28 protein-coding genes and 1 tRNA gene are annotated in these 25,771 nt (G+C 69.4%); 17 read left to right on the top strand and 12 right to left on the bottom strand.

What is annotated here, in order from left to right; genetic code table 11:
- Positions 1-151: 151 nt before the first annotated feature.
- A complete protein-coding gene (locus ACOZBP_RS07240) occupies positions 152-376 on the bottom strand; it encodes an alkylphosphonate utilization protein (RefSeq protein ID WP_159846931.1) in 225 nt (74 codons plus the stop codon).
- A 116-nt stretch (positions 377-492) separates the two neighbouring features.
- Entirely contained in the window at positions 493-2,535 is a 2,043-nt protein-coding gene (locus tag ACOZBP_RS07235) for an NAD(+) synthase (protein WP_422675726.1), read from the bottom strand.
- 193 nt (positions 2,536-2,728) lie between these two features.
- Between ACOZBP_RS07235 and ftsY the strand changes: the two genes are divergently transcribed.
- The 3 genes from ftsY (at position 2,729) to ACOZBP_RS07220 (ending at position 5,279) form a co-directional block, all read left to right on the top strand.
- Entirely contained in the window at positions 2,729-3,664 is a 936-nt protein-coding gene (gene ftsY, locus ACOZBP_RS07230; protein WP_422675725.1) for a signal recognition particle-docking protein FtsY, read from the top strand.
- A gap of 5 nt (positions 3,665-3,669) precedes the next feature.
- A complete protein-coding gene (locus ACOZBP_RS07225; protein WP_422675724.1) occupies positions 3,670-4,314 on the top strand; it encodes an inner membrane-spanning protein YciB in 645 nt (214 codons plus the stop codon).
- Between the two features lie 317 nt (positions 4,315-4,631).
- Entirely contained in the window at positions 4,632-5,279 is a 648-nt protein-coding gene (locus tag ACOZBP_RS07220; protein WP_422675723.1) for a MarR family winged helix-turn-helix transcriptional regulator, read from the top strand.
- A 110-nt stretch (positions 5,280-5,389) separates the two neighbouring features.
- Here ACOZBP_RS07220 and ACOZBP_RS07215 read toward each other — a convergent pair whose 3' ends face one another.
- The 5 genes from ACOZBP_RS07215 to ACOZBP_RS07195 all read right to left on the bottom strand — a co-directional run bounded on the left by ACOZBP_RS07215 (position 5,390) and on the right by ACOZBP_RS07195 (position 8,233).
- The gene (locus tag ACOZBP_RS07215) at positions 5,390-5,629 is read right to left on the bottom strand and encodes a hypothetical protein (RefSeq protein ID WP_422675722.1); all 240 of its coding nucleotides are present in this window, start codon (positions 5,627-5,629) and stop codon (positions 5,390-5,392) included.
- Positions 5,630-5,697: 68 nt separating this feature from the next.
- Positions 5,698-6,258: a DsbE family thiol:disulfide interchange protein gene (locus ACOZBP_RS07210; protein ID WP_422675721.1), complete on the bottom strand. Its 561-nt coding sequence runs from the start codon at positions 6,256-6,258 to the stop codon at positions 5,698-5,700.
- Positions 6,255-6,407 carry a heme exporter protein CcmD gene (ccmD, locus tag ACOZBP_RS07205; RefSeq protein WP_422675720.1) on the bottom strand — a complete coding sequence of 51 codons (153 nt, stop codon included), beginning with the start codon at positions 6,405-6,407 and terminating at the stop codon, positions 6,255-6,257. Before ccmD ends, ACOZBP_RS07210 begins: the two co-directional genes overlap by 4 nt.
- A gap of 11 nt (positions 6,408-6,418) precedes the next feature.
- Positions 6,419-7,138 (bottom strand): heme ABC transporter permease, encoded by a 720-nt coding sequence (locus tag ACOZBP_RS07200; protein ID WP_422675913.1) that lies wholly within the window; start codon positions 7,136-7,138, stop codon positions 6,419-6,421.
- Between the two features lie 69 nt (positions 7,139-7,207).
- A complete protein-coding gene (locus tag ACOZBP_RS07195) occupies positions 7,208-8,233 on the bottom strand; it encodes an adenosine kinase (RefSeq protein WP_422675719.1) in 1,026 nt (341 codons plus the stop codon).
- Positions 8,234-8,331: 98 nt separating this feature from the next.
- On the opposite strand from ACOZBP_RS07195, the gene ACOZBP_RS07190 reads away from it, so the two are divergent.
- Entirely contained in the window at positions 8,332-9,222 is an 891-nt protein-coding gene (locus ACOZBP_RS07190) for an ATP-grasp domain-containing protein (RefSeq protein WP_422675718.1), read from the top strand.
- A gap of 176 nt (positions 9,223-9,398) precedes the next feature.
- Here ACOZBP_RS07190 and nth read toward each other — a convergent pair whose 3' ends face one another.
- The gene (gene nth, locus ACOZBP_RS07185) at positions 9,399-10,154 is read right to left on the bottom strand and encodes an endonuclease III (protein WP_422675717.1); all 756 of its coding nucleotides are present in this window, start codon (positions 10,152-10,154) and stop codon (positions 9,399-9,401) included.
- Positions 10,155-10,257: 103 nt separating this feature from the next.
- On the opposite strand from nth, the gene ACOZBP_RS07180 reads away from it, so the two are divergent.
- The 7 genes from ACOZBP_RS07180 (at position 10,258) to ACOZBP_RS07150 (ending at position 16,646) form a co-directional block, all read left to right on the top strand.
- Entirely contained in the window at positions 10,258-11,655 is a 1,398-nt protein-coding gene (locus ACOZBP_RS07180; protein ID WP_422675716.1) for an amidohydrolase family protein, read from the top strand.
- A 108-nt stretch (positions 11,656-11,763) separates the two neighbouring features.
- Complete coding sequence (locus ACOZBP_RS07175) at positions 11,764-12,876, top strand: HlyD family secretion protein (RefSeq protein ID WP_422675715.1); 1,113 nt, start codon at positions 11,764-11,766, stop codon at positions 12,874-12,876.
- The gene (locus tag ACOZBP_RS07170; protein ID WP_422675714.1) at positions 12,873-14,465 is read left to right on the top strand and encodes a DHA2 family efflux MFS transporter permease subunit; all 1,593 of its coding nucleotides are present in this window, start codon (positions 12,873-12,875) and stop codon (positions 14,463-14,465) included. The genes ACOZBP_RS07175 and ACOZBP_RS07170 overlap by 4 nt, the downstream gene beginning before the upstream one ends.
- A complete protein-coding gene (locus tag ACOZBP_RS07165; RefSeq protein WP_422675713.1) occupies positions 14,465-15,100 on the top strand; it encodes a TetR/AcrR family transcriptional regulator in 636 nt (211 codons plus the stop codon). The genes ACOZBP_RS07170 and ACOZBP_RS07165 overlap by 1 nt, the downstream gene beginning before the upstream one ends.
- Before the next feature lie 37 nt (positions 15,101-15,137).
- Positions 15,138-15,899: a creatininase family protein gene (locus tag ACOZBP_RS07160; RefSeq protein WP_422675712.1), complete on the top strand. Its 762-nt coding sequence runs from the start codon at positions 15,138-15,140 to the stop codon at positions 15,897-15,899.
- Between the two features lie 54 nt (positions 15,900-15,953).
- Positions 15,954-16,415, top strand: coding sequence for a phasin family protein (locus ACOZBP_RS07155; RefSeq protein ID WP_422675711.1), 462 nt, complete (start codon positions 15,954-15,956; stop codon positions 16,413-16,415).
- A 69-nt stretch (positions 16,416-16,484) separates the two neighbouring features.
- Complete coding sequence (locus tag ACOZBP_RS07150; RefSeq protein ID WP_422675709.1) at positions 16,485-16,646, top strand: hypothetical protein; 162 nt, start codon at positions 16,485-16,487, stop codon at positions 16,644-16,646.
- Between the two features lie 4 nt (positions 16,647-16,650).
- Here ACOZBP_RS07150 and ACOZBP_RS07145 read toward each other — a convergent pair whose 3' ends face one another.
- The 3 genes from ACOZBP_RS07145 to tsaD are packed head-to-tail and all read right to left on the bottom strand — an operon-like array spanning position 16,651 to position 19,255.
- Complete coding sequence (locus tag ACOZBP_RS07145) at positions 16,651-17,046, bottom strand: Rieske (2Fe-2S) protein (protein WP_422675708.1); 396 nt, start codon at positions 17,044-17,046, stop codon at positions 16,651-16,653.
- A complete protein-coding gene (locus ACOZBP_RS07140; RefSeq protein ID WP_422675707.1) occupies positions 17,046-18,044 on the bottom strand; it encodes an NAD(P)H-dependent glycerol-3-phosphate dehydrogenase in 999 nt (332 codons plus the stop codon). The genes ACOZBP_RS07145 and ACOZBP_RS07140 overlap by 1 nt, the downstream gene beginning before the upstream one ends.
- Before the next feature lie 41 nt (positions 18,045-18,085).
- Positions 18,086-19,255, bottom strand: coding sequence for a tRNA (adenosine(37)-N6)-threonylcarbamoyltransferase complex transferase subunit TsaD (gene tsaD, locus ACOZBP_RS07135; protein WP_422675706.1), 1,170 nt, complete (start codon positions 19,253-19,255; stop codon positions 18,086-18,088).
- A gap of 50 nt (positions 19,256-19,305) precedes the next feature.
- Here tsaD and hemC point away from each other — a divergent pair, with 50 nt between their 5' ends.
- The 5 genes from hemC to ACOZBP_RS07110 all read left to right on the top strand — a co-directional run bounded on the left by hemC (position 19,306) and on the right by ACOZBP_RS07110 (position 23,849).
- Positions 19,306-20,256, top strand: a complete 951-nt coding sequence (hemC, locus tag ACOZBP_RS07130; RefSeq protein ID WP_422675705.1) for a hydroxymethylbilane synthase — start codon at positions 19,306-19,308, stop codon at positions 20,254-20,256.
- A gap of 9 nt (positions 20,257-20,265) precedes the next feature.
- Positions 20,266-20,955: a uroporphyrinogen-III synthase gene (locus ACOZBP_RS07125; RefSeq protein ID WP_422675704.1), complete on the top strand. Its 690-nt coding sequence runs from the start codon at positions 20,266-20,268 to the stop codon at positions 20,953-20,955.
- 50 nt (positions 20,956-21,005) lie between these two features.
- Positions 21,006-21,081, top strand: a tRNA-Thr gene (locus ACOZBP_RS07120).
- A 161-nt stretch (positions 21,082-21,242) separates the two neighbouring features.
- Complete coding sequence (gene metK, locus ACOZBP_RS07115) at positions 21,243-22,439, top strand: methionine adenosyltransferase (protein ID WP_422675703.1); 1,197 nt, start codon at positions 21,243-21,245, stop codon at positions 22,437-22,439.
- 162 nt (positions 22,440-22,601) lie between these two features.
- Positions 22,602-23,849, top strand: coding sequence for an argininosuccinate synthase (locus ACOZBP_RS07110; protein ID WP_422675702.1), 1,248 nt, complete (start codon positions 22,602-22,604; stop codon positions 23,847-23,849).
- An 11-nt stretch (positions 23,850-23,860) separates the two neighbouring features.
- On the opposite strand, the gene ACOZBP_RS07105 is transcribed toward ACOZBP_RS07110, so the two are convergent.
- Entirely contained in the window at positions 23,861-25,165 is a 1,305-nt protein-coding gene (locus ACOZBP_RS07105; protein ID WP_422675701.1) for a PQQ-dependent sugar dehydrogenase, read from the bottom strand.
- 119 nt (positions 25,166-25,284) lie between these two features.
- Here ACOZBP_RS07105 and ACOZBP_RS07100 point away from each other — a divergent pair, with 119 nt between their 5' ends.
- Positions 25,285-25,761, top strand: coding sequence for a translation initiation factor IF-2 (locus tag ACOZBP_RS07100; protein WP_422675700.1), 477 nt, complete (start codon positions 25,285-25,287; stop codon positions 25,759-25,761).
- Positions 25,762-25,771 lie beyond the last annotated feature (10 nt).

The following is a 25,771-nucleotide window of genomic DNA, read 5'->3' as shown; positions in this document are numbered from 1 at the left end:
CGCAGCCGAACCCGGAACCCAGGCGGTTGTGCAAACCTGGGGCGCCTGGTGTTGATCTCAACCGCCTGGGCCCCGGATAGCCCTGCGGGCTTCCGGGGTGACGGCAGGAGGGTCTGACCTCAAGTAGCGCGAAGCGCGGTAGGCCCCAGCATCAAGCCTTCTTCACAAACTCGACCCGCAGCACCAGCCCGCGCACCTTGTCGACATTGGCCTCGATCTCGTCGGTGTCGCCCGTCAGGCGGATGTTCTTGACCAGGGTCCCGCGCTTCAGCGTCACCCCGCCCGAACCCTTGACCTTCAGATCCTTGATCAAGGTCACGCTGTCACCGTCGGCCAGGATGTTGCCGTTGGAGTCCTTGGTCACGTCGTCGGTCATGGTCTCTTCCTCGTCATCCCGGCCGCAGCGAAGCGGAGAGCCGGGACCGCCGGGAACACCGGCGTCTGTTGCGGTCCCGGATGATCGCTCCGTGATCTCCGGGATGACGGTCCTACTCAATCAGGAACGTTGGCGTCCAGTTCATCCAGCCAGACGCGCGCCGAGGAATCTGACGGCGCCCGCCAGTCGCCGCGCGGCGACAGCGACCCGCCCGTCACCACCTTGGGTCCGTTCGGCAGGGCCGAGCGCTTGAACTGGCTGGTCTGGAAGAAGCGAATCAGGAACTTGCGCAGCCAGGCCTTGATGGTCGGAAGGTCATAGGCGACCCGCTCCGCCTCGGGCAGACCGGCAGGCCAGTTCCCCGTCGCCGCGTCGCCCCAGGCCTGATGCGCCAGATAGGCCACCTTGGATGGCTTCAGGCCGAACCGGCTGATGTAGAACAGGAAAAAATCGTTCAGCGCATAGGGGCCGACGATGCTTTGCGTCGACTGGATCGCCCCGTCTGCGCCCGCCGGGACCAGCTCCGGCGAGATCTCGGTGGCCAGGATGGCGTGCAGGATAGGCGCGGCCTCGGCCCCGATCAGTTCGCCCTCGGCGACCCAGCGGATCAGGTGCTGGATCAGGGTCTTCGCCACCCCGCCGTTGACGTTGTAGTGGCTCATGTGGTCGCCGACGCCATAGGTGCACCAGCCCAGCGCCAGCTCCGACAGGTCGCCGGTGCCCAGGACGAAGCCGTGGTTCTGATTGGCCAGTCGGAACAGATAGTCGGTGCGCAGCCCCGCCTGCACGTTCTCGAAGGTGATGTCGTGCACCGGCTGACCGTCCGCGAAGGCGTGGCCGATGTCGCGCAGCATCTGTTCGGCGGCGGGGCGGATGTCGATCTCGGCCCCCGTGACGCCCAGCGCCGTCATCAGCGCCCAGGCGTTGGACTTGGTCCCCTCCGACGTGGCGAAGCCCGGCATCGTAAAGGCCAGAATCCCGGTGCGCGGCAGCTTCAGCCGGTCGAAGGCGCGACAGGCCACCAGCAGGGCCTGGGTCGAATCCAGCCCGCCCGAGACACCGATCACCAGGGTCTTGGACCCCGTCGCCGTCATCCGTCGCATCAGGCCCTGGACCTGGATGTTGAAGGCCTCGAAGCAATCCTGATCCAGGCGCGCGGCGTCGTCGGGGACGAAGGGGAAGCGGTCCAGCGGACGGATCAGGGCGTCGTTCGGCCCCTCCCCCGCCTCGAACGGAACCACGGTCGCGGCCTCGCCCTCCAGACGGGCGCAGTCGGCGAAGGTGCCGTTGCGCAGGCGGTCCAGACCAATACGGTCCACGTCCACGTCGGCGACCGTGAGATGGCTTGCCAGCGCGAACCGCTCCCCCTCGGCCAACCGCACGCCCAGTTCGTGGATGGTCGCCTGACCGTCCCAGGCCAGGTCCGTCGTGCTCTCGCCCCAGCCTGAGGCGGCGAAGACATAGGCCGACAGGGTGCGGCTGGACTGGCTGGCGCACAGCAGGGCCCGCTCGTCCGCCTTGCCGATGACGATGTTGGAGGCCGACAGGTTGCACAGGATGCGCGCCCCCGCGAGCGCCGCCCGCGTCGACGGCGGCTGCGGCGCCCAGAAGTCCTCGCAGATCTCGACCGCAAAGACGAACCCCGGCCGGTTGGCGGCCTCGAAGATCAGACCCGGCGCGAAATCGACGCTCGTACCGTTCAGGACGACCGCGTCCTCGGACCGACTGGCGGCGGGCGCGAACCAGCGCTTCTCGTAGTATTCGCGGTAGTTGGGCAGGTAGGTCTTGGGCACGACGCCCAGCACCTCGCCGCCGCCCAATACGACGGCGCAGTTGAACAGGGCGTCGCCGTTGCGGATCGGCGCGCCGATCACGGCGATCACGCCCGCCTCGTCCGCCACCTCGGCCAGCCGCGCCACCTGGCGCTCGACCTCCTCCAGCAGGGCCGCCTGCATCAGCAGGTCGTCGATGGCGTAGGCGCTCAGCGACAGTTCGGGAAAGACCAGCAGGTCCACGCCCGCCTCGCCCGCCTGACGGATCAGCCTCGCGTGCTCCTCGGCGTTGGCGGCCGGATCGGCGACATGGACCACCGGGGTCGCGGCGGCCACGCGCACGAAGCCGTGGGCGCGCGGGGCGTGGAAGGAACTGTTCGAGGCCATCAATCCATCCGCTCATCCCGGCGGACGCCGGGATCCAGTGAGAGCCGCGAGGCGCGGCGCCCGATCTCTAAGACCGTTCGATCAATATAGGGTTGCGCCCCGAAGCCAAAGCTCTGGGTCTCCGCCTCCGCCGGGATGAGCGGGCAGCGGGAAGTTCGTGACCTGCGAACCGGCGTCGGCTAAGGCTCAGGCCATGAGCGATACGCCCAAAAAAGGCTGGTTCCAGCGACTGAGCGCGGGTCTGTCCCGCTCCTCCAAACAGATGACCGAACAGGTCGTCTCGACCTTCGTGAAGGAGCCTCTGTCCGAAGAGGCGCTGGAGCGGCTGGAAGAGCACCTGATCGAGAGCGACCTGGGCCCCGCCGCCTCTGCCCGCATCGTCGAGCGCTTCCGCGAGCTGCGCTTCGGCAAGACGTCGGACGAGCGCGAGATCAAGGAGGCCCTGGCCGAGGCCGTGGCGGCCGAACTGCTGCCGCGTCAGGCGACGTTTGATCCCCTCAACGGACCCAAGCCCTATGTCGTCCTGTTCGTCGGGGTGAACGGCTCGGGCAAGACCACGACGCTCGGCAAGATCGCCTCGGACCTGACCGCCAAGGGCGCCAAGGTCATGATCGTCGCCGGCGACACCTTCCGCGCCGCCGCCCGTGAACAGCTGAAAGTCTGGGCCGAACGCGCCGGGGCCGATTTCGAAAGCCGCCGCGACGGCGCCGACGCCGCCGGCCTGGCCTTCGACGCCTATACCAAGGCCAGGGCCGAGGGCTACGACGTGGTCCTGATCGACACCGCCGGGCGGCTGCAGAACAAGTCCGCCCTGATGGACGAACTGCTGAAGATCGTCCGCGTACTGAAAAAAGTCGACGCCGAGGCCCCGCACGAAACCCTGCTGGTGCTGGACGCCACCGTGGGCCGCAACGCCCTGGAACAGGAAAAGGTCTTCGGCCGCACGGCCTATGTCTCCGGCGTGGTCATGACCAAGCTGGACGGCACGGCGCGCGGCGGGGTCCTGGTCCCCGTGGCCCAGGCCTCGGACGCTCCGATCAAGCTGATCGGCGTCGGCGAAGGCGTCGACGACCTGCAACCCTTCGACGCGCGCGCGTTTTCCCGATCACTGGTCGGGCTTGAGGACTAGAGCGTATGAGTGAAGCCGTCGAAACCAAACGCCCGCAATGGATCCGTCAGGCCGTCGACTTCGGCGCCCTGATCGCCTTCATGGCCGCCTATTTCATCACCCGCGACATGATCAAGGCCACCTGGGTCCTGGTCATCGCCTCGATAATCGCCCTGGCCGTCGGCTTCGTGCTGGAGCGCCGCCTGGCCCCCATGCCCCTGATCACCGGCGGTTTCGCCCTGGTCTTCGGCGCCCTGACCATCCTGACCGACGACGACCTGTTCGTGAAGCTGAAGCTGACGGTGCAGAACGGCCTGCTGGCGGCCGTCCTGCTGGGCTCCATCCCGCTGAAGAAGTACCCGTTCAAGGCCCTGCTCGGCTCGGCCATCAAGGTGACGGACGAGGCCTGGCGCAAGTTGGCCTTCCGCTACGGCCTCTACTTCCTGGCCGTCGCCGTCGCCAATGAGATCTTCCGCAGCCCGACCGCCGTCACCGCCCTCTGGTCGGCGCTGAACCTCGGAACCCCCGACCCCAACGGCGTCTGGACCGGCTTCCGCGGCGTCCTGTGGATCGCCGCCTCCGTTTTCGGCCTGTGCCAGGTGCCGCTGATCATGAAGAACATGATCAAGGACGAAGAGCCCGGCCCCATCTCGCCCGACACGGGGCTATAGCGCCTATCCCCGTCATCCCGGCCAAGCCCGCAAGGGCGCCGAGCCGGGACCGCCACAGACGCAACCTTGGCCTGAACGCGGCGTTCCTCTGCGGTCCCGGATAGCGGCTCTGCCGCTTCCGGGATAACGACGCCCTCGCGGCCTCAAGTAGCGCGAAGCGCGGTAGGCCCCAAAACAATGCCCTCAATTAGCCCGCAAGGGCGGTAGGCCCCCAGACAAAATGTCTTCAAACCGTCAGGTAAATCGTCGTCAAAGCGTAAAGCGCGACTGTTAGCTGTCACGCCATGTCCGGCGCGCCGGAATGGGGATCGAGGACCATGGTCAAGTCAGGCAAGCAGGCGAAAATCAAGGGCGGGCTGGCGGACTCGCCCAGCCACCTGATGCACCGGGTGCTGCAGCTCTCGCTCGACATCTACGCCGAGGAAGCCGGCCCCGACGGCCTGACCCAGCGCCAGTTCGCGGTGCTGGAGGCGGTCTCGGCCCGTTCCGGCCTGACCCAGACGGATCTGGTCAAGGCCACCGGCATCGACCGCTCGACCCTGGCCGATCTGGTCGCCCGCATGACCGCCAAGGGCCTGCTGGATCGCGAACGCTCGACGCTCGACGCCCGCGCCAAGGCCGTGCGCCTCTCGGAACAGGGCCAGACGGCGCTGGAAGCCGCCCGTCCGCGCGTCGCGGCCGCCGACAAACGCATCCTGGCCCTGCTGCCCAAGGCCCGGCGCGAGGGCTTCCTTGACCTGCTGACCAGCCTGACCGACGCCGCCGACGCCGCCCCCGAACAGGCTCGGGCCGAAGCCAAGATCGCCCGCAAGGCGGCCAAGGAAGCGCGCAAGGCCGAAAAGGCCGCAAAGAAGGCCGTGGACGGCGCCAGGCCGAAAAAGAAGAAGAAGGCCGCCGAGCCTGCGGCTGACGCGGTTCAGACCGAAGCGGTCGTCATCCCGCTGAAGGACATGGCGAAGGCCTAGCCCCCGCTTCGGCTCGTCGTGGGCGACGGGCGCGATACAGGAAGCAGAGCCCAGGCCTTGCTGTCGGCATAGACCCTCGGGACAGGCCCGAGGGTGACGGACTTTATGGATCAGACCCGGATATCCAGCAGCGAGCCCGGTCGCTGATAACGCGTGGCCGAGGGCGTTTCCTGCGTCTGCACCGAACGGACCGGCGTGTCGGCCCGCGTCACGACCGGAGCGGCGGCAGGCGTCGGCGCGCTCATGCCCATGGCCGCGCGGAAGAAGGCGGACTGGGAGGTTCTCAGCGCATGGGCCGCGCCGCCTGCAGGAGGCGGGAAGGCCGGACGGTCTGAAGGAATCGCGGACATGGGCCGACGATCCGCTCAAACGGTCTAGATATGGTTAACGGCCAATTCACCGTGTTTGGTCAGGCGCCCTAGCGAACCGGCGCCTTGAGCGCGTCCGTCAGCGTCTTCAGGTCGGCGTCGGTCAGCACCGGCCCCGACGACTTGGCGACGATGGTCCCGTAGGCATCGACCGCAAAGCTCTCCGGCACGCCCGAAACGCCGAGGTCCAGCCCCGCCCGACCCTCGCGGTCCACCAGCACCAGGGCGAAGGGATCGCCCAGTTCGTCGAGGAAGGCGCGTGTGGCGACGGGATCGTCCTTGTAAGCCACGCCGACGACGTTGATGCCCTGGGCCTTCAGCTTCAGCAGTTGCGGATGCTCCAGCCGGCACGGCGCGCACCAGCTGGCGAACAGGTTGACGATCATCGGCTTGCCGACGCCCGCCGTCTTCAGGTCCAGCCTCTGATCGGTCTCGACGTCGCCTTGCAGGATCGGCAGCACCGTCAGCGGAATCGGCTGGCCGACCAGGGCGTCGGGCTTGTATTCCCGCCCCTGGCCCGGCGCGCCGGACATCGTGTTCAACTGGACCATCAGGAACCCGCCCACGGCCAGCAGGGCGACGATGGGGATCAGGGCGAACCAGCGGTTCATTTGCGGGCCTCTTCCAGCCGATCCAGTTCACGCTTCCAGCGCCGGGCGGCGACCAGGGCGCGCAGCGAGATCGCGGCCAGGGCCAAGGCGCTGATCGCCCAGGACGACCAGACGAAGACGCCGTAGGGGCTCATGTCGAGATCGAGCATCAGCGGCTCCTTCAGGCTTCCTGCGCGGCGCGGGCGCGCAGCGTCAGAACACGGCGACGACGCACCTCGGTGCGGATCGAGGTCAGCCAGATGGCCCCGAACAGCATGCCATAGGCCGCCATCATGGTCAGGAGAGGCGCCAGATAGGCCGGGTCCAGACTGGTTCCCCCGGCGCGCAGCAGCGAGGCCGGCTGATGCAGGGTGTTCCACCAGTCGACCGAGAACTTGACGATGGGCAGGTTGATCAGGCCGACCAGGCCCAGCACCGCAGCGGCGCGGCCGGCCTTGGCCTCGTCGTCGATCGAGGCGCGCAGGGCCATGTAGCCAAGGTAAAACAGGAACAGCACCAGCACGCTGGTCAGCCGCGCGTCCCACACCCACCAGGTCCCCCACATGGGCTGGCCCCACAGCGAGCCGGTGATCAGGGCCAGACCCGTCAGCACCGCGCCCGGCAGAGCGGCGGCGCGGGCGGCGGCGTCGGCCAGCGGATGACGAAAGACCAGGGCGAAGAAGCTGGAAACACCGAGCGCCGCATAAGCGCCCAGGCCCAGGGTCGCGGCTGGCACATGGATGAACATGATCCGCACCGTATCGCCCTGCTGATAGTCGGCGGGCGCGGTGAAGCTGAGCCAGGTCCCCGCCGCCAGCAGGACGGCCGCCAGCCCCCACAGCACCGGCGTGACCGGGCGGGTGAAGCGCATGAAGCGGTCGGGATTGGCGAGGCCGAACATGGTCCGCCGATTACGCGGCGCGACGGAGAACGGCAAGCGCTCCCCGCGCGTGGCCCTTGGTCGCGATGATCAGAGCTTGAGCCCGTGCTGGGCGGCCAGGGCGTCCAGCTTGACCATGGGACGCGGGCCCCAGTGGGCGATGACTTCCGAGGCGGCCAGCGAACCCAGAGCCCCAGCCTCGGCCAGCGACAGGCCGCGCGCGAGACCCAGCAGGACGCCGGCGGCGTACTGGTCGCCCGCGCCCGTGGTGTCGACCACCTTGTCCACCGGGACGGCGGCGATCTCGACGCGCTCGTCGCCCCGGAACAGCACCGAACCGGCGGCGCCGCGCGTCACGGCCGCGACCTCGACGATGCGGCCCAGGTGGGCGGCGGCGGTATCGAAGTCCTCGGTCTCGAACAGGGCGTGCAGTTCGCTCTCATTGGCCAGGACGATGTCGGCCGAGGCCTCGATGAAGGCCAGCAGCTCGGCGCGCCAGCGATGCACGACAAAGCTGTCCGACAGGGTGATGGCGACCTTGCGGCCCGCCGCATGGGCGGCGGCGGCGGCGGCCTCGAAGGCGGCGCGGGCCGGGGCCGGGTCGAACAGATAGCCTTCCAGATAGACGATCTCGCTGGCGCCGATCAGCTCGGCGTCGATGTCAGCGACCGTCAGTTGGTTGGCGGCGCCCAGGAAGGTGCACATGGTGCGCTGGGCGTCGGGCGTGACGTTGATCAGGCAGCGGCCGGTGCCGAAGCCCTGCCCTGCGCCGTCTTCCAGAGCCGGAGTGTCGAAGTGGACGCCGGCCGCGCGAATGTCGTGGCTGAAGACCTCGCCCAGGGTGTCTTTCGCAATCTTGCCGATATAGGCCGCGCGACCGCCGAACGAGCCGACGCCCGCCACGGTGTTGCCGGCCGACCCGCCAGAGGCCTCGACCCCCGCCGCCATGGCGTCATAGAGGGCGGCGCTCTGCGCTTCGTCCACCAGCTGCATCGAGCCGGCCGTCAGGCCCTGGGCGTCGAGGAAGGCGGGCTCGCACGGGCTCAGCACGTCGACGATGGCGTTGCCGACGGCGCAGACGTCGAAGCGGGCGGTGGAGATGGCGTTCTGGGTCATGATCGCCCCATAGCGGGCCAGACGCCGCGACGCCAGCGCCGGGCTTTTCGCCGCAGCCGAAAACAGCCTATGCAGGTCGCCTTCGAGGAGCCGCTGCCATGATCGACGTCGCCGTTCTGACCCCCGACCCCGCCGACCCCTCCTACGCCGGGCAATGGCCGGGCGTGCTGGACCGCTTGTCGGCGGCGCTCGCCACGGCGGGGATCAAGGCGCGACCGACGCCCTGGACCGATCACGTCGAGACCGCCCATGGCTTGATGGACTTTCCCCTGGTCCTGCCGCTGATCGTCTGGGGCTACCACCGCGACCATGACCGCTGGATCGAGGCCTGCGTGACCTGGGCCGAGGCCGGTGCGCCCCTGGCCAATCCGGCCGAGGTGCTGCGCTGGAACTCCGACAAGCGCTATCTGGCTAAACTGGCGGAAAAGGGCGTGGCCATCCCGCCGACCATCTGGACGGACCACGCCAGCCCCGCCGTGGTCGAGGCCGCCTTCGCCGCCACCGGCGCCGAGCAGTTGATCGTCAAGCCGACCGTCTCAGGCGGCGCCTGGCGCACGCTCAAGGTCGCGGCCGGCGACCTGCTGGAACAGGTGCTGACCGAGGCCCCGGACGGCGGCGCCATGATCCAGCCCTTCCTGCCGACCATAGCCACGGCGGGCGAGACCTCCCTGCTCTTCTTCGGCGGCGAACTCAGCCACGTGGTCAACAAGCGCCCGGCTCACGCCGACGAGTTCCGCATCCAGGTCCAGTACGGCGGCCAGTACCAGCGTCTGGATCAGGCCCCCGAGGGCGCGCTGAGCTTGGCCGAACGCACCCTGGCCGCCATCGACGAGCCGCTTCTCTATGCCCGCATCGACATGGTGCCCGACGCCGACGGCCAGTGGCTGCTGATGGAGGCCGAACTGATCCAGCCCGACTTCTACCTGAGCTCAGCCCCCGAGGCCGGCGCCCGCTTCGGCCGCGCCGTGGCGGATCGGCTGGGGCTGTAGGGCCTCACCTCTTCTTCCGTCATCCTCCGGCAAGCGGCGCAGCCGCGCAGACCGGGGGACCCAGCGGCGCGCGGGAGCGCGACCCTGTCAAAGCCCCTGCGTCGGAAAGGTCGCCTTCGGCGCCGCTGGGTCCCCCGGTCGCCCTGCGGGTGCCGGAGGATGACGGAAGAAAGAACTCAAACGCCCACGAAACTCGCTCGCGACGGACAAAGGTCCGCAATCACGCAAGCCCCGCACTTGGGCCGCTGCGCCAGGCAGGTGTAGCGCCCATGCAGGATCAGCCAGTGGTGGGCCTTGGGCAGCCAGGCTGCGGGCACGACCTTGTGCAGCTGCGCCTCCACCTTGTCCGGCGTCGCCGCATTGGCCAGACCGAGGCGGTGCGAGACGCGGAAGACGTGGGTGTCCACCGCAATGGCCGGCTCGACGCCCAGTTCGTTCAGCACCACGCTGGCGGTCTTTCGCCCCACCCCGGGCAGGGCCTGAAGGTCGGCGCGGTTCAGCGGGACCTCGCCGCCGTGCTGTTCGGCCAGCATCCGCGCCGCTGCGATGACGTTCCTCGCCTTGGTGCGATAGAGGCCGATGGAGGAAATTAGCGGGATCAGCCCCTCCTCGCCCAGGGCCAGCATCTTCTGCGGCGTGTCGGCCACGGCGAACAGGGCCTTGGTCGCCTTGTTGACCCCCACGTCGGTCGCCTGGGCCGAGAGGGCCACGGCCACGACCAGGGTGTAGGGATTGACGAAATCCAGCTCGGTCTTGGGGTCCGGCATGATCCCGGACAGGCGGACGAAGATCTCCTCGACCCGGTCCTCGTCCGGCGGCCAGCCGATCACGGCCCCGACCGGCGCCTTCTTCGGCGCACGCGACCGCTTGCCCTTGGGCGGGGTCAATGCAGCGCGGACGATCTTTGAAGCAGGACGTGGACGACCAGTCATGCCCCCGCTTCGCCTTCCCCGCGCGCGGCGTCAACGGCTTCCGGCTTGCTCACCGCCGCGCCATGACCCAAACCGGATAGCGGAGCACGGGGGAAAAACAGACATGACGACCATTCGGACCTGGCGGACAGGCGCCGCCCTGGCGGCCTTGGCTGCAACGCTGACGGCGAGCGCGGCAAGCGCCCATGATCCCTTCGCCGCCTGGCACGGCGCCGCGCCGCCAGCCTTGGCTGCGCCCGCAGAGCCGAAAATCATCGCCTATCGCGGCGCTATCCTGTTCGACGGCACGGGCGCCCCGTCGCGCGCTGGCCTGACCATCGTCACGAGGGGCGAACGGATTCTGGCCGTCCAGCTCGACCACGCCCCCCTGCCCGACGCCGCCGAGACGGTGGATGTCGCTGGCCTCTACGTCCTGCCCGGCCTGATCGACACCCATGTCCATGTCGCGACCCCGCCCGACGCCGACACCGCGCGGGTGCAGATGCGGCGCTGGCTCTATTCGGGCGTCACCGCCGTGCGCGGCATGGCCGACGACCTACGCTCGGTCGGCGAGCTGGCGCGTCAGGCCCGGGTCGGGGAAGTCCCTTCCCCCGACATCTACTACGCCGCCCTGATGGCCGGCGAAGGCTTCTTCAAGGACCCCCGCACCCAGGCCGTCAGCGCCGGAGCCATCGCCGGCCAGACGCCGTGGATGCAGGCCATCACCTCCGACACCGACCTGCCGCTGGCCGTGGCCATGGCGCGCGGCACCTCCGCCACAGGGATCAAGATCTACGCCGATTTGCCTGCCGATCTGGTGGCCCGGATCACCACCGAGGCGCATCGCCAGGGCATGCCGGTCTGGAGCCACGCCATGGTCTATCCCGCCACGCCGCAGGAGGTGATCAACGCCGGACCCGACGTCATGTCCCACGCCTGCATCCTGGCGCATCAGGCCCAGGCCCCCGCGGATCGCCCCGTCAGCTACGCCAGCCGCACCCCCATCGACCGCGCCCCCTTCCTGGCCGGCGACAACGCCGTGGTTCAGGGCCTGCTGGAACAGATGCGCGACAAGGGCATCGTTCTGGACGCCACCGTCCGGGTCTATGCCGAACAGGATCGGGCCGCAGCCGCGCCCGGCGCCCGCCAGCCCATCTGTTCCGGCCCCATGGTTTTCGCCCTGACGCGTCAGGCCTATCGCACCGGCGTGGCCATTTCAGCCGGCACCGACGGCGAGACCCCGGACAGCGACGCCTGGCCCGCCCTGATCGAAGAGATGGTGCTGCTTCAGAACGCCGTCGGCATGACGCCCGCCGACGTCCTCGTCGCCGCCACCCGGACCGCCGCGCGCACCGTGAACCAGGCCGATGACATGGGCACGATCGAGCCCGGCAAGCTGGCCAACCTTGTTTTCGTCGCCGCGGATCCCCTCACCGACGTCTCAAACCTGCGAAGCCTCCGGTTCACGTTGAAACGAGGCGAGGCCTTCTCGCGCGCCAATTTCCGCCCGCCCGCCGACTAGGCGGCGCGGCCCGCGGGCGACACCTGCGACAAAATCGCGCATCAGCCTCTTGTATTCTGGACGCACCCGTCCATTTTACGCGCCGAAATCGAAGCGAGCTGTCTCCCCATGGCCCTCCCCGCCACTCTCAAGAAACGCCTGCCGCTGATCGTCGGCGGGGTCGTCGGCGTCGCCCTGATCGTCGGGGGCGTCATCTGGTGGCAGGGCAAGCAGCGCTGGGAGGCGACCGACAACGCCTTCGTTCAGGCCGACACCGTCCTGGTCAGCCCGCGCATCAGCGGCTCGGTCATCGAGGTCCTGGTCAGGGACAACCAGCGCGTCGAGGCCGGTCAGGTTCTGGCCCGTCTGGACGACGCCGACGCCAAGACCGCCCTGATGCAGGCCCAGGCCAATCTGACGGCGGTCATGGCCGCCGTGGACAATGTCGACGCCCGCGCCGCCCAGGAACAGGCCACCATCGCCGAGCGCGCCGCCGCCGTGACCCAGGCCCGCGCCCAGGCCGGTCTGGCCCGCGCCCAGGTCGATCGCTACGGCAAGCTGGCGGAACAGGGCTGGGTCTCGCAGCAACGCATCCAGACCGAGCGCGCCTCGGCCGAAACCGCCGCCGCCTCGGTCGCCCAGGCCCAGGCCGCCCTGACCGCCGAACAGCGCACCGCCGCCGTGCTCGGCTCGACCCGCAACCAGAGCGTCGCCGCCGTCGAACAGGCTAGAGCCCTGGTCGATCAGGCCCAGCTGACCCTGGACCGCACCGTCATCCGCGCCCCCGTCGCCGGCGTCGTCGGCGCGCGGGGCGTCCGTGTGGGCCAGGTGGTGCAGGCCGGCGGACAGATGATGTCCATCGTCCCGCTGCAGGACACCTATGTCGTCGCCAACTTCAAGGAGACCCAGGTCGGCCGGATGCGTCTGGGCCAGGCGGTCGAGATCAAGGCCGACGCCTTCCCCGGCCAGTCCATCCTTGGCCACGTCGACAGCTTCGCCCCGGCCACCGGCTCGGAATTCGCCCTGATCCCGGTCGAGAACGCCACCGGCAACTTCACCAAGATCACCCAACGCGTCCCCGTCCGCATCGTCGTCGACCGCCGCGCCTCGGGCGAGCCTGTCGCCCTGCGTCCCGGCCTGTCGGTCGAGGTCAAGGTGGACCTGAAGAGCCAGGGCGGGGCCGCCTTCGCCGACGCCCACCTGGGTCAGGTCGCGACCGCATCCCTGGACCCGGCCCGGTGACCGAGGCCGCCATTTCGGCGGGCGCTCCGGTCAGCAGTGACGCCAAGCCCGAGATCAACTGGCCCGTCCTGCTGCTGGGCTTCGCCGGCATGGTCATCGGCCAGTTCATGGCCATTCTGGACATCCAGATCGTCGCCGCCTCCCTGCCCCAGATTCAGGCCGGGGTCGGCGCCTCGGCCGACGAGATCAGCTGGATTCAGACCGCCTATCTGATCCCCGAGGTCGTGATGATCCCCCTGTCGGGATACCTGTCGCGACTGTGGGGCACGCAGAAGCTCTTCCTGGCCTCCTGTATCGGCTTCCTGATCATGAGCGTGGCCGTCGGCCTGTCGTCGTCGGTCGAGATGATGATCTTCTTCCGCGCGCTGCAAGGCTTCCTCGGCGGGGCCATGATCCCGACCGTCTTCGCCGTGGCCTTCACCGCCTTCCCGCCCGAGAAGCGCGTCACCGCCAGCGTCATCATGGGTCTGATCGTGACCCTCGCCCCCACGGTCGGCCCGACCCTGGGCGGGCACCTGACGGAATGGCTCAGCTGGCGCTGGCTCTTCTTCATCAACATCTTCCCCGGCGTGATCGTCCTCTTCCTGGTCGGCCGCTACGCCCATTTCGACAAGGGCGACGCCAGCCTGAGCAAGGGCTTCGACTGGTGGGGTCTGGGCCTGATGGCCGCCTTCCTGATGAGCCTGCAATTCGTGCTGGAGGAAGGGGCCAAGAACGACTGGCTGGCCGACGACCACATCCTGCTGCTCAGCCTCGTGGCCCTGATCTGCGGCCCGGCCTTCGTCTGGCGCTCGCTGGTCTACTACAACCCGATCGTGGAACTGCGCGCCTTCGCCAACCGCAACTTCGTCGTCGGGGTCATCATGACCTTCATCGTCGGCGCGGCCCTGTTCGGCGGCACCTTCCTGCTGCCCCTCTTCCTCGGCCGCGTGCGCGACTATTCAGCGGCTGAGGTCGGCACCACCATGGTCGTCTCCGGCCTGGCCATGTTCGCCACGGCGCCCTTCGCCGGGCGGCTGGTCCGGGCGGTCGATCCCCGCATCCTGATGTTCCTCGGTTTCGCCCTCTGCGCCTGGGGCATGTGGGACGCGCGTCTGGTGACCGGCGACTGGGGCTTCTGGGAGTTCGCCGGGGTTCAGGCCGTGCGCGGCTGCGGCGTCATGATCGCCATGATCGCCTCGCAGCAGGTGACCATGTCCACCCTGCCGCCGCACATGGTCAAGAACGCCTCGGGGCTGGTGAATCTCAGCCGCAACGTCGGCGGCGCCTTCGGCCTGGCCATCCTCAACACCTCCCTGACCCAGAACACCGCCCTGCACATGGTCGAGCTGACCAGCGCCATCAATCAGTCGGACGTCGCGGTGCGCAACATGATCGCCGGTCTGGCCCAGCGCTTCTCGGGCTCCATCGACCCGCAGGCCTCGGCGATGAAGGCCTTCTACGGCATGTTGCAGAAGCAGGCGACGACCCTGGCCTTCGGCGACGCCTTCGCCCTGCTGGCCATCGCCTGCGCCTGCGCCGCCTTCGTCACCCTGCTGTCCAAGCCGGGCAAGCCGAACCCATCGGCCGAACCGTCCGAGATGCACTGATGCCCCGCATTCCCGGTCAGATCGACGCGCGCAAGAGCGCCGCCATCCTCCAGGCCGCCTCGGACCTGTTCGTGGAGAAGGGCGCCCAGGCCTCCATGGCCGAAATCGCCCGGCGCGCAGGCGTTTCGAAGCAGACCCTCTACAACCGCTTCCCCACCAAGACCGATATCGGTCGGGCGCTGGCGGCCCAGCGGTCGGACGCGGTCACCGCCCCGCTCAAATCCGGCGCGGCTCCCGAAGACGTCCTGACCGCCATAGCCGAGACCCTGATCACCAAGGTCTGCCATGAGGGCAAGGGCGCCTCCCTGCGGGGCGTGGCCCTGATGTCGCCGGAAGCCCCCGACCTGGCCCGCGCCATCTATGACGCCGGGCCGGGCGAGAGCGTGCGCCGCATCGCCGCCTGGCTGGCCGAGCAGGACCGGCTGGGCCGGTTGTCTGTCCCCGATCCCGCCGCCGCCGCCGAGATGTTCGCCGGCATGGTGCTGGGCCATGGCCACCTGCGCGCCGTCCTCGGCCTGCCCCACCCCGACGCCGACGACGCGCCCGCCCGCGCCCGCGAAACCGCCCGCCGCTTCATCCGCGCCTTCGCCCCGGACCAGCCTGCCGAGTTTGGCCCTTTGGCCGGATCGGCGTAAAGCGCGGGCCTCTGTCTGCCCCCTCGCGGAGTTCCCCATGCTGATCCACCTGTCGTCCTGGCCTGAAATCGACGCGCGCCTCAAGTCCGGCGCCGCCCTGTCCAGGACCGTCATCGTGCCGATCGGCTCGAACGAGCAGCACGGCCCGACCGGCCTCCTGGGCACCGACTGGCTCTGCCCCGAGATCATCGCCCACGCCGCCGAGAAGGGCGACGAGAGCTTGATCATCGCCCCGACCTTCAACATCGGCATGGCCCAGCATCATCTGGCCTTCGCCGGCACCATCAGCTTGCGCCCCTCGACCTTCATGGCCGCCATCACCGACTGGGTCGCGTCCCTGGCCCGTCACGGCTTCGAGCGCATCTATTTCCTCAACGGCCACGGCGGCAATGTCGCCACCATCGAGGCGACCTTCGCCGAAATCTACGCCGACTGGTCCTTCGTCGAGGAACAACCCCCGTTTGTCCTGAAGCTGCGCAACTGGTGGGACCTGCCCGGCGTGCACAGGCTGTGCGAGGAGATCTTCCCCGTCGGTCACGGCGCCCACGCCACCCCGTCCGAGATCGCGGTGACCCAGGCCGCCTATCCCGACCACATCAAGCGCGCCGACTACAGCCCGAAGATCGCCCCCATGGGTCCGATCCGCGACGCCCTCGACTACCGCGCCCGCTTCCCCGACGGCCGCATCGGTTCGGACCCCGCCCAGGCCAGCCCGGAGAAGGGTCAGCGCATCATCGACGCCTCGATCCCGGCCCTGATCCAGGACGTCTCGGCCTTCGCCGCCGAAGTCCTGCCCTGAGGCGGCAGGCCTGTTCTGCTTGCTACATCGGCTGAACAGGCCCACGGTCCCCGCATGAACCCCATTGATAGAGCCGCCCGCACCGTCCGCGCCGGACAGGAGACGGCTGAGGCCTCGGCCAAGGTCGTCGCCCGTCGCCTGACCATCATGGGCGAGGCCATGGCCAATCCCCTCCGCGCCGACCACGCCGAGCTAGGAAGGATGGGGACGGAAAAGGTCGAGGCCCTGACGGCCTCGGCCGGCGCCGTCGCCTCGGGCGCGATGGATCTGGCGGATCAGGGTCGCCGCATCGCCGACCGCGAAGGCGCCGAGGCTTCGGCCCTCATGACCCGCCTGTCGAAAGCCGACAGCCTGGCCGGCGCTGCCGCCCTGCAGGCCGCCTGGGGCATGGGGCTGTGGTCGCGCGCCCTCTCCGACAGCTGGACCATGGGCGAGGCTGTCCTGAAGATGCAGGCCAAGGCTTTGTCGCCCATCCACGCCGCCGCCGTGGCCAACGCCAAACGCCTCAAGGCCTAGTCAAGTCGCCGTGATGGAACGGCGCCGCGCGGCCCGTGTTGCTTGCGGGTGTCCAGCAAGGAGCCCGACATGGCCGAAGACCCCAAGAAGACCGACCCCCATCCCGGCATGATGGGCGACGGAACCGAAGAGCAGAACCTCAACCAGCCCGGCGATCCGTCCAAACGGATCACGGAAGACGAGGTCGACGACGCCTTCACCAAGGACCCCAAGATCGTCCCCAAGGAATAGCGCCTCAGGCCGTCCGGATAATGCCGCCCCTGGCCTCGACGGGCCAGGGGGTCAGCTTGCCGCCTGCGCACGGTCCGCCGACGCAGGCGCCCGACAGGGGCTCGAAGATCGCCCCGTGCCAGCCGCAGATGATCAGCGACCCGTCCGGCGTCAGATAGCGATCCAGCTCCATGGCGATGGGGAAGCCTGCGTGCGGACAGCGGTCGACCCAACCGGCGACCTGGCCGTTCCTGCGCACCACGAAGCCGTGGAAGAAGGCCTCGCCGATCTGCAGCACGAAGCCGCGCGAGCCGGGGTCGGCGATGTCGGCCTCGGCGCACAGGGCCACGTTCGGCGGCGTCTTCCAGACGCGCTCGCGCTCCTGCGGCGCCGCTGCGGCCGTCTCGACGGGCTCGGACACTATTCGCGTTCGGGCTTGAGCGGCCGGGTCAGTAGGGCCTCGATGGCCGCGTCCACCGTCGTCTCGCCCGCCAGGACGGCGGCGACGGCCTCGCAGATCGGCGTCTCGACGCCCAGCTTGCGCGCCAGTTCGCGCACGGCGGGCGCGCTCTCATAGCCCTCGGCCACGGAGCGCTTGCCCGCCAGGGCCTGCTCGACGCTCATCCCTTGGCCCAGGGCCAGGCCCAGGCTCATGTTGCGCGACTGCGGGCTGGAGCAGGTCAGGACCAGATCGCCCAGACCGCACAGGCCGGCGACCGTCTCGGCCTTGCCGCCCAGGGCCTGGGCCACGCGGACGATCTCGGCGAAGCCGCGGGTGATGACGGCGGCGTGGGCGCTGCGGCCCAGTTCGCGGCCTTCGACGATGCCGCAGGCGATGGCCAGGACGTTCTTCAGCGCCCCGCCCGTCTCGGCCCCGATCAGGTCGTCGGCCAGATAGGGGCGGAAGACCGGCCCCGACAGGGCCGTCGCCAGGGCCACCGCCATGGCCTCGTCCTCGCAGGCCAGGGTCACGGCGCTGGGCAGGCCCCGCGCCACCTCGGCGGCGAAGCTGGGCCCTGACAGGACGGCGGGCGTGGCCGACGGAATGGTCTCGCCCAGCACCTCGGTCATCAGCTTCAGCGAGCCGCGCTCGATCCCCTTGGCGCACAGGACAATGGGCAGACCGGGCCGGGCATAGGGGGCGAAGGTGGCCAGGGTCGCGCGCATATGCTGGGCCGGCGGCACCGCCAGGATCAGATCGCAGTCGGCCAGATCGGCCAGGGCCGAGGTGACATTGATGGCCGAATCCAGCTCGATCCCCGGCAGGAAGGCGTCGTTGACCCGGCGCGTGCGGATGCTCTCGATCACCTCGGGCTCGCGCGCCTGCAGGACGACCGCGAGGCCCGCCGCCGCTGCGCTCTGCGCCAGGGCCGTGCCCCAGGCGCCGCCGCCGATTACGCCTGCCGTGTGAAATTCCATGTCTTCTCCGGTCCCCCGACCACCGCTCGAACCCCGGCTGATCAAGCCTTGGCGCCCTTGCGGCCCGTTTTCTTGTGCACAGGATCGGCGTTCGCGCGCGCCTCGTCCAGAGGCCATCGCGGCCTGGCGGCGACATCAATGTCCGACGTCAGGCCTTTTTCCAGCCGCTCGGCCCCCGCCAGGGCGATCATGGCCGCATTGTCGGTGCAGTAGACCAGCGGCGGCGCCAGGAAGCTGAAGCCGTGCTTCGTCGCCAGATCCTCCAGCGTGCGCCGGATCGTCCTGTTGGCGGCCACGCCCCCGGCGACGACGAAACGCCGTGCTTCATGCTGCTCGGCATAGGCCAGCATGGCCCGCTCGGTCCGCTCCGACAGCTGGCGCGCGATGGCCTTCTGCACGGCGTCGGCCAGATCGGCCTTGTCCTGATCCGTCTCGCAGGTCTGGGCCAGCCGCGAGGCCGCCGTCTTCAGCCCTGAAAAGGAAAAGTCGCAATCCTTGCGCCCCAGCAAGGCGCGCGGGAGGTCGAAGCGCGACCCGTCCCCGGACGCCGCCAGCGTCTCCAGCGCCGGCCCGCCGGGATAGCCCAGCCCCATGGCCTTGGCGATCTTGTCGAAGGCCTCGCCGGCCGCATCGTCTATGGTGGTGCCCAGCCGGCTCATGTCGCCGATGCCGCGCACCTCCAGCAGCTGGCAATGCCCGCCCGAGACCAGCAGCAGCAGGAAGGGATAGGCCGTCTCCGCCCCCAGCCGCGCCGAGACCGCGTGTCCCTCCAGATGGTTGACCGCGATCAGCGGCAGGCCGCGCGCCAGGGCCACCGCCTTGCCGTAGGACAAGCCCACCATGACCCCGCCGACCAGTCCCGGTCCCGCCGTGGCCGCCACCCCGTCTAGCGCGGCATAGTCGATCCCGGCCTCAGCCATGGCCCGGCGCGCCACCCCGTCGATCATCTCGACATGGCTGCGGGCGGCGATTTCCGGCACCACCCCGCCGAATGCCGCGTGCTCGTCGATCTGGCTGTAGATGACGCTGGACAGGACCTCTGCCCCGCTTGCCGACAGCCGCACCACCGAGGCGGCGGTCTCGTCGCAGCTGGTCTCCAGACCCAGAACCGTCAACCCGACGCCGGGCACGCGGCCTTCGGCCTCACCGGCGTCAAAGCCCGGCTTGGTTGCCCCCGTGGTCCCGCTGCTATAGTCCGCGCCAGTGTTCATCGGGTCGAGGTAGCGGCCCGCCCCCCCTTTCGCAACGGCTGCGCGACCCCATGACCCCGCTTCTTCGCATCGGCACCCGCCGCTCCAAGCTGGCGCTGGCCCAGTCCGGCATGATGCAGCGCGCCATCGGCCGGGCGCTCGGCGTGGCCGAGGCTGACATCGAAACGCTTGTGCCACTGGTCGAGATCGTCACCACCGGCGACCGGATTCAGGACCGCCGCCTGCTGGAAGTCGGCGGCAAGGCCCTGTTCACCAAGGAGATCGAGGAGGCCCTGCTCGACGGCCGCATCGATGTCGCCATCCACTCGATGAAGGACGTCCCCGCCGAACAGCCCGAGGGTCTGGCCATCGCCGCCGTGCCGGAACGCGAGGACGCCCGCGACGGCTTCATCAGCACGCATTTCGCCAGCTTCGCCAACCTGCCCCGCGGCGCCCGCCTCGGCACCGCCTCGCTGCGGCGGCAAGCGCAAGCCCTGGCCCTGCGTCCCGACCTGCAGATCGAGATGCTGCGCGGCAATGTCGACACCCGCCTGCGTCGCCTCAAGGACGGCGAATTCGACGCCATCCTGCTGGCCTGTTCGGGCCTCAACCGTCTCGGCCTGTCCGAGGTCATCCGCGAGCGCCTGTCGCTCGATGATTTCCTGCCCGCGCCCGGTCAGGGCGCCCTGGCCATCCAGACGCGTGAAGGGGACGTGGACGCCGACTGGACGCGCGCCCTCAACCACGACCTGACGGCCCTGGCCGTCGCCGCCGAGCGCGGGGCCATGACGGCGCTGGAAGGGTCGTGCCGCACCGCCATCGGCGCCTATGCCCTGATCGAAGGCGAGACCTTGCGCCTGACCACGGAAATGCTCAGCCCCGACGGCTCGGCCAGATGGCGCCGCGCCGGGGAGATCTCGGGCGTGTCGGCGACCACCGCCCTAGACCACGCCCGCAACCTGGGCCAGCGCCTGGGCGCCGAGGTCCACGCCGACGCCGGCGATCAGAAGATCGACCTCTAGGCCGTGGGGGTGATCCGCCGCGTCTGGATCACCCGCGCCCAGCCCGGCGCCGCGCGCACCGCTGCGCGGCTGACGGCGCTAGGCTTCGCCCCCGTCGTCACCCCGCTGCTGACGCTGCGGCCCCTGCCCGCGGCCCTCAGCGCTGCGCCCGACCTGAGCACCGTCGCCGCCCTGGCCTTCACCAGCCCCAACGGCGTGGAGGCCTTCGCTGCGCTGACCCCCGAGTTGCGCGACCGCCCCGTCTACGCCGTCGGCGACGCCACCGCCGAGGCCGCCCGCGCGGCGGGCTTCACCGACGCCCGCTCGGCCGCCGGCGACATCCACGCCCTGGCCCGCCTCATCGCCGCCAGCCCGATCCAGGGCCTGATCCTCGCCCCCGGCGCCCGCGAGCCCGCCGGCGATCTGGCCGCGCTCCTGCCCCAGCGCGACATCCAGCGCCTGCCGGTCTACGCCGCAGAGGAAACCGGCGCGACGCCGCCCGCCGATTTCGACGCCGTGCTCGTCCACTCCCCCCGCGCCGCCCGCGCCCTCGCCGCCAGCCTCGCGCTCGAGGCCGCCGCCCAGCGCCTCGCGGTCTGCATTTCCGCCGCCGCCTCAGCCCCGCTGGCCGCCCTCGGCTTCGCCGAAATCCGCACCGCCGACGCTCCCCATGAAGCTTCGATGCTGACAGCGCTTGGCAAGTCCGTTTCTCCCGTATAAAGACCCGACCTCGCGCGGCCCCCAGACAGCTTGTCAGGCCGCCGACCGGAGCCGCTTTAGCTCAGCCGGTAGAGCACATCATTCGTAATGATGGGGTCAGGTGTTCGAGTCACCTAAGCGGCACCACTTCCTTCCAGACATCAGACATCTGAAAAAAGACCGGCTGCGGCCGTCGATGCGCCGTGCTGCGCGCCCGCGATGATTCCGCGCTACGTTTCGGTCATCACTTGAACGTATAAGCATATCTTTATATGTCTCTCCGCCTCACCGTCTTGCAGGAGCCTGCCTTGGCCCGTTCGTCGTTTCTGTTTACCTCCGAGAGCGTCTCGGAAGGCCACCCCGACAAGGTCGCGGACCAGATCTCCGACTCGATCGTCGATCTGTTCCTGTCGAAAGACCCCGAAGCGCGCGTGGCGTGCGAAACCCTGACGACGACCAATCTGGTGGTTCTGGCCGGCGAGATCCGCGGCAAGGGCATCATGGATGTCGAGGGCAACTGGGCGCCCGGCGTCCAGCAGGAGATCGAGGACACGGTCCGCGGCGTCGTGCGCGCCATCGGCTATGAGCAGGACGGCTTCCACTGGGAGACCTTCCAGTTCCAGAACCACCTGCACCCGCAGTCGGCCCACATCGCGCAAGGTGTGGACGCTGGCGAAGACAAGGACGAGGGCGCGGGCGACCAGGGCATCATGTTCGGCTACGCCTCGAACGAGACGCCCGAGCTGATGCCGGCCACCCTGCAATACAGCCACAACATCCTGAAGGCCCTGGCCGACGCCCGTCATTCGGGCCAGGAGCCGGGCCTGGAGCCCGACGCCAAGAGCCAGGTGACGCTGCAGTACGAGGACGGCCGCCCGGTGCGCGCCACCTCGATCGTCGTCTCCACCCAGCACAAGGACGGCCTGAGCCAGGATCAGGTCGCGGCCATCGTGAAGCCCTATGTCGAGAAGGTGCTGCCGCAGGGCTTCATCACCAACGAGACCGAGTGGCACATCAACCCGACCGGCACCTTCGTCATCGGCGGGCCTGACGGCGACGCCGGCGTGACCGGCCGCAAGATCATCGTCGACACCTACGGCGGCGCGGCCCCGCACGGCGGCGGCGCCTTCTCCGGCAAGGACCCGACCAAGGTGGACCGCTCGGCCGCCTACGCCTGCCGCTACCTGGCCAAGAACGTGGTCGCGGCCGGCTTGGCCGACCGCTGCACCATCCAGATCAGCTACGCCATCGGCGTGGCCAAGCCCCTGTCGGTCCACGTCGACCTGCACGGCACCGGCAAGATCGACGAAGCCGTGCTGGAAGCCGAACTGCCCAGGCTGATCGGCGGCGCCTCGCCGCGCGCCATCCGCGAGCACCTGGGCCTGAACAAGCCCGTCTATCGCCGCAGCGCCGCCTACGGCCACTTCGGCCGCGCGCCTGACGCCGACGGCGGCTTCAGCTGGGAAAAGACCGATCTGGTCGACCAGCTCAAGGCCCTTGTCTGACGCCAGTCGTCGCCTGAATCATGAAGGGCGTCGCGGCTTCGGTCGCGGCGCCCTTTTCCTATCTGCCGGCGACGACACAATCATGCCCTTGCATCCCGGGGCGTCTGGTCCTTTAAGCGCGCCAGACACGCCTCCCCGCGCCCTGACAGGATATTTCAACCCATGACCTCGCCCGCCCCCAAAGACCGGCCGATCAAGAAAGTCGTCCTCGCCTATTCGGGCGGGCTGGACACGTCGATCATCCTGAAGTGGCTCCAGACCGAGTACAACGCCGAGGTCATCACCTTCACCGCCGACCTGGGCCAGGGCGAGGAGCTGGCGCCGGCCAAGGAGAAGGCGCTGAAGCTGGGCATCAAGCCCGAGAACATCTTCATCGACGACCTGCGCGAAGAGTTCGTGCGCGACTTCGTCTTCCCCATGTTCCGCGCCAACGCCCTGTATGAGGGCCAGTACCTGCTCGGCACCTCGATCGCGCGGCCGCTGATCGCCAAGCGCCAGATCGAGATCGCCCGTCAGCTGGGGGCCGACGCCGTCTGTCACGGCGCCACCGGCAAGGGCAACGACCAGGTCCGCTTCGAGCTGGGCTACTACGCCCTCAACCCCGACATCCACGTCATCGCCCCGTGGCGCGAGTGGGAGTTCCGTTCGCGCGAGGCCCTGCTGGACTTCGCCGAGAAGCACCAGATCCCGATCTCCAAGGACAAGCGCGGCGAGGCCCCCTTCTCGGTCGACGCCAACCTTCTGCACTCCTCGTCCGAGGGCAAGGTGCTGGAAGACCCGGCCGTCGAGGCCCCCGAGTTCGTGCACCAGCGCACCATCTCGCCGGAGGCCGCCCCGGACGTGGCCACCGTCATCACCATCGGCTTTGAAAAAGGCGACGCCGTCTCGATCAACGGCGAGGCCATGTCGCCCGCGACCCTGCTGACCGCCCTGAACCAGTACGGCCACGACAACGGCATCGGCCGTCTGGACCTGGTCGAGAACCGCTTCGTCGGCATGAAGTCGCGCGGCGTCTATGAGACCCCGGGCGGGACCATCCTGCTGGCGGCGCACCGCGGCATCGAGTCCATCACCCTGGACGGCGGCGCCATGCACCTGAAGGACGAGCTGGCGGTCAAGTACGCCCACCTCGTCTACAACGGCTTCTGGTTCTCGCCCGAGCGCGAGATGCTGCAGGCCGCCATCGACTACAGCCAGCAGAAGGTGTCGGGCACGGTCACGGTCAAGCTCTACAAGGGCAACGCCACCGTCATCGGCCGCGAGAGCGAGAACAGCCTCTACGACCAGGACCTCGTCACCTTCGAAGAAGGCGTCCAGGCCTATGACCACCACGACGCCGAGGGCTTCATCAAGCTGAACGCGCTCCGTCTGCGCGTCCTCGCCAAGCGCGACGCCCGCACCAAGGGCTGATCTCTAGGGCCTCAAGGCCGGGCGATCCTCAGGATCGCCCGGCTGCGGTCGTCCGTGACCCAGATCGACCCGTCGGCGGCGACCGCCATGACCACCGGCGAGCCGCGCGGCTGACGCCCCGCCACGCGGTCCCAGCCCGGCGTCAGCACCTTCCCCTTCACGCTCGGCGCCCCCGCCGGATAGGCCAGCGACCCGCGCGGATAGATGGCGTAGCGCCCGCCGACGTCGGTCAGGGGAACGCCATCAGCATTCGTCTCCACCGCCGTGATCCGGCCCGCCGTACGCCGATAGCCGTGCCAGGTCATCAGCAGACGCCCGCGCAGCTCGGGGAACATCGCCCCCTCGTAGTAGATCATGTCCAGCGGCGCCGCGTGCGGCGGCAGCAGGGCTGTCGGCCGGTCCCGCTCGCCGCACCGCGCCTGACGCGCGGGCCAGCCCGGCAGCGGCGTCTGTAGATCGACGCAATAGGGCCAGCCGTAATGCCCGCCCTGGCGCAGCACGTTGACCTCGTCGAACGGATGCTCGGGCGTGGTCAGATCGACCGAGTTCTCGGCCTGCAAGATGGTCCCAGACGCATGGCGCACCAGGGCGATGGAATTCCTCAGACCGCGGGCGAAGACCGTGCTCTCCTCGGCCCAACGTCCATCGCCTAAATAGGCGTGACGCCGCACCTGGGCGGTCGCCGCCTCCTCGACGCAGGCGCCGCGCGCATTGGTCCTGGGCTTTCCCTTGGCGTCCAGACAACGGTCGCTGGGCGCCCCGACATTGACCAGAAGGTCGCCGTTGCCGTCGAAGACAAAGCTCGACAGCGGGTGGCGATTGTCGTGCAGCCGGTTGTCCGGCAGATCGCCGATCACGGTCCGGACGCTGGCCGCCGGATCAGCCGCCGCCGGCTCCAGCGTCAGGATGCGGTTCATCTCCGACACATAGATCCGCCCGTCCGGCCCGCGCGCCACGGTGTGCGGCATGGACAGGCCGCCGGCCAGCCGCCGCCAGCGCACCGCACCGTCGGACGCGAACGACAACCGCCAGACCGCGCCCTTCCCGGCGTCCCAGCCGCCGAGGTCCGTGACCAGCCAGTCGCCGCCCTGAAGCGGCATCAGCCCGCGCGGCATCCTCGGCCCCTCGGCGCCCGCCCCCTGCCACACCAGACCCAGACACAGCCCCGGCGCCATGGGCACGGTCGTCGCCGGCCGACCGTCGCACTCGCCGGACGGAAGGTAGGCGCGCGCCGGGGTCTGGGCAGGGGCCTGCCCCCCGAAAGCCACAAGGCCCAGCGCGGAGGTCAGGGCAAAAAGAACATGAGATCGCTTCATGTCCCATGCTGGCGCTTGCCCTTGGCTTCTGACAAGGCCAACCTGCGTCGGTCGTCGATCGACGCGGTCGATATTTCCTGCGGTGAGTATCAAGCTCCCGCCCTGCCGGAGCTCCTTCTATGTCCTTGCGCATGACCCTCGCCGCCGCTGCGGCGGCGCTTGCCTTCGCTGCACCCGCCATCGCCCAGGACGCCGTCCCTGCGGCTCCGGCCCAGGGCCCGGCCGCCGCCGCCCCCGCCCCGTCGCCCGAGGAGGCCGCCTTCGAGGCCAAGGGCATGGCCTTCGAGGCCGAGACCCAGAAGATGGGCGTCGAGTTGCAGGCGGTGATGGAAGACGCCGCTCTGGACAATGCGACCAAGAAGACCCGCGCCAACGCGATCGTGGACGGTTACGAGCCCAAGTTCGAAGCCTTCGCCGTTGAACTGGAAACCTTCATGCGCGCCCTGGCCGCCAAGCCCGAGCGCGCCGCTCAGAAGGACCAGATCCTCGCCGCCGCCGCCGCCGGGCCGGCTCAGGTTCGCGCGGCGCCGGCCCAGATTCGCGCCAGCATCGATCAGGCCCTGGCCGCCCCGGCGGCGCCTGCCGCACCGAACTGATCCGGACAGG

The organism is Brevundimonas sp. NPDC058933, from assembly GCF_049315965.1.
In the GTDB taxonomy this organism is placed as follows: Bacteria; Pseudomonadota; Alphaproteobacteria; order Caulobacterales; family Caulobacteraceae; genus Brevundimonas.
Note: the sequence above shows the minus strand (reverse complement) of the source record. Positions and strands in the feature narration are given on the sequence as shown.

Bases quoted from the DNA above. Each gene is read 5' to 3' on its own strand.
- ACOZBP_RS07110 (WP_422675702.1), top strand. From the start codon at position 22,602: ATGACCTCGCCCGCCCCCAAAGACCGGCCGATCAAGAAAGTCGTCCTC.
- ACOZBP_RS07235 (WP_422675726.1), bottom strand. From the start codon at position 2,535: ATGGCCTCGAACAGTTCCTTCCACGCCCCGCGCGCCCACGGCTTCGTG.
- ACOZBP_RS07225 (WP_422675724.1), top strand. From the start codon at position 3,670: ATGAGTGAAGCCGTCGAAACCAAACGCCCGCAATGGATCCGTCAGGCC.
- ACOZBP_RS07160 (WP_422675712.1), top strand. From the start codon at position 15,138: ATGCTGATCCACCTGTCGTCCTGGCCTGAAATCGACGCGCGCCTCAAG.
- tsaD (WP_422675706.1), bottom strand. From the start codon at position 19,255: ATGAACACTGGCGCGGACTATAGCAGCGGGACCACGGGGGCAACCAAG.
- ACOZBP_RS07180 (WP_422675716.1), top strand. From the start codon at position 10,258: ATGACGACCATTCGGACCTGGCGGACAGGCGCCGCCCTGGCGGCCTTG.
- ACOZBP_RS07200 (WP_422675913.1), bottom strand. From the start codon at position 7,138: ATGTTCGGCCTCGCCAATCCCGACCGCTTCATGCGCTTCACCCGCCCG.
- ACOZBP_RS07140 (WP_422675707.1), bottom strand. From the start codon at position 18,044: ATGGAATTTCACACGGCAGGCGTAATCGGCGGCGGCGCCTGGGGCACG.
- ftsY (WP_422675725.1), top strand. From the start codon at position 2,729: ATGAGCGATACGCCCAAAAAAGGCTGGTTCCAGCGACTGAGCGCGGGT.
- ACOZBP_RS07150 (WP_422675709.1), top strand. From the start codon at position 16,485: ATGGCCGAAGACCCCAAGAAGACCGACCCCCATCCCGGCATGATGGGC.
- ACOZBP_RS07190 (WP_422675718.1), top strand. From the start codon at position 8,332: ATGATCGACGTCGCCGTTCTGACCCCCGACCCCGCCGACCCCTCCTAC.
- ACOZBP_RS07215 (WP_422675722.1), bottom strand. From the start codon at position 5,629: ATGTCCGCGATTCCTTCAGACCGTCCGGCCTTCCCGCCTCCTGCAGGC.
- ACOZBP_RS07240 (WP_159846931.1), bottom strand. From the start codon at position 376: ATGACCGACGACGTGACCAAGGACTCCAACGGCAACATCCTGGCCGAC.
- hemC (WP_422675705.1), top strand. From the start codon at position 19,306: ATGACCCCGCTTCTTCGCATCGGCACCCGCCGCTCCAAGCTGGCGCTG.
- ACOZBP_RS07100 (WP_422675700.1), top strand. From the start codon at position 25,285: ATGTCCTTGCGCATGACCCTCGCCGCCGCTGCGGCGGCGCTTGCCTTC.
- ACOZBP_RS07210 (WP_422675721.1), bottom strand. From the start codon at position 6,258: ATGAACCGCTGGTTCGCCCTGATCCCCATCGTCGCCCTGCTGGCCGTG.
- nth (WP_422675717.1), bottom strand. From the start codon at position 10,154: ATGACTGGTCGTCCACGTCCTGCTTCAAAGATCGTCCGCGCTGCATTG.
- ccmD (WP_422675720.1), bottom strand. From the start codon at position 6,407: ATGCTCGATCTCGACATGAGCCCCTACGGCGTCTTCGTCTGGTCGTCC.
- ACOZBP_RS07105 (WP_422675701.1), bottom strand. From the start codon at position 25,165: ATGAAGCGATCTCATGTTCTTTTTGCCCTGACCTCCGCGCTGGGCCTT.
- ACOZBP_RS07195 (WP_422675719.1), bottom strand. From the start codon at position 8,233: ATGACCCAGAACGCCATCTCCACCGCCCGCTTCGACGTCTGCGCCGTC.
- ACOZBP_RS07175 (WP_422675715.1), top strand. From the start codon at position 11,764: ATGGCCCTCCCCGCCACTCTCAAGAAACGCCTGCCGCTGATCGTCGGC.
- ACOZBP_RS07165 (WP_422675713.1), top strand. From the start codon at position 14,465: ATGCCCCGCATTCCCGGTCAGATCGACGCGCGCAAGAGCGCCGCCATC.
- ACOZBP_RS07155 (WP_422675711.1), top strand. From the start codon at position 15,954: ATGAACCCCATTGATAGAGCCGCCCGCACCGTCCGCGCCGGACAGGAG.
- ACOZBP_RS07220 (WP_422675723.1), top strand. From the start codon at position 4,632: ATGGTCAAGTCAGGCAAGCAGGCGAAAATCAAGGGCGGGCTGGCGGAC.